Origin of the sequence: Luteococcus sanguinis, from assembly GCF_039527675.1 — a bacterium.
Lineage (GTDB): Bacteria > Actinomycetota > Actinomycetes > Propionibacteriales > Propionibacteriaceae > Luteococcus > Luteococcus sanguinis.
The window spans coordinates 1-1,245 of the sequence record NZ_BAAAKI010000038.1; the positions used below are offsets into that span (position 1 = coordinate 1).

1 protein-coding gene is annotated in these 1,245 nt (G+C 66.6%); it reads right to left on the reverse strand.

All coding sequences use genetic code 11. The features are described 5' to 3' along the window. A partial coding sequence (locus ABD089_RS13745) for a DDE-type integrase/transposase/recombinase (protein WP_343887030.1) occupies positions 1-1,217 on the reverse strand: 1,217 nt, incomplete at its 3' end. Positions 1,218-1,245: the final 28 nt, after the last annotated feature.

Consider the following 1,245-nt stretch of genomic DNA (forward strand, 5'->3'; position numbering starts at 1 on the left):
AGCAGGCGGGTCTTGGTGGCGGCGAGACGAGTCAGTTCGTTCTGGATCCGGGTGATCTCACGGGCCATGGCTGCGGGCTGCAGGCTGGCCTTGTGGGCGGCGAGCTCATCTTGTTGGGCGGGGCTGAGGACCCTGGCGTCCAGGAGCCGCTGGTAGGGCGTTCGGGGGGTGTCGTAGAGGCGTTTGCGCCGGCCGACGGTGTCGGTGCTCCATCCTGACGGCTTCTTGGTGGGGGTGAGGTAGTTGAGCCGGTCGCAGACCAGGGGCCAGAGCTGGTTGAGCAGTTCCAGCTCGGCGGGGGTGTCGTAGCGGTGGTGGAATCCGTAGCGGCGCACGAGGTGGTTGTTCTTGGACTCGATGGTGGCCTGGTCGTTCTTCTTGTAGGGCCGTGACCTGGTGAAGAACACGTGACGCTGCCCAGCCCAGCCGACCAGATCGTGGTTGATGAACTCGGATCCGTTGTCACAGTCGATCCCGGTCACGGCGAACGGGATCTGGCCGATGAAGGTGTCGAAGACGCCCAGGACGTGGACGGCGGCGTTGTTGCGGATCGCGCGGGTGAACACCCATCCCGTGACCATGTCGGTGAAGTTCACCGTCCTGGCGAACTCGCCCTTCAGGGTCGGGCCGCAGTGGGCGACCGTGTCGACCTCGAAGAACCCGGGCTCGGCCTCGACCTCGTCACCGGCCTTGCGGACCGTGATCGAGTTGCGCAGCAGCGTCCCGGGCGTGGTGGCGGCGATGCCGCGGAGCGTGGCGGTGTCCCGCACCGGCGCAAGGTAACGGTCGATCGTGGCCGCGCTCATGGCGAGCAACTCGCCGCGGACCTCGGCGTTGTACCGGCCGACCCCGAGCACCAGCGACCCCTCGGCCTCCATCGCATCCAACCAGCCCTCCATCGACACGGCCAAGTACTTCCCGCACAACCCGCCCGAGGTGGCCCACACCGTTTGGAGGACCTTCCGAGCGTCATAGGAGTATTTGAACGGTTTGGCGTGGCGCCGGTCGACCACCGCCACGGTCATGCTCGCCCGCCCCGGTGGTTCACCTAACCTCGCGGTCAGCTGTTGACGGGCATGGTCACGGTTCCAGCCCGTCACCTCAACAACCTGGTCCAGGATCTGCCCCTTGTCCGACTTCGACGCCGCCGCGTACGCCTGCGCGTACTTCCGGGTCACCTCATACCGGGCCGACAACGACAACCCCCCACGCTCCATGCCCCATCGTCGCCATCCACCCACATCC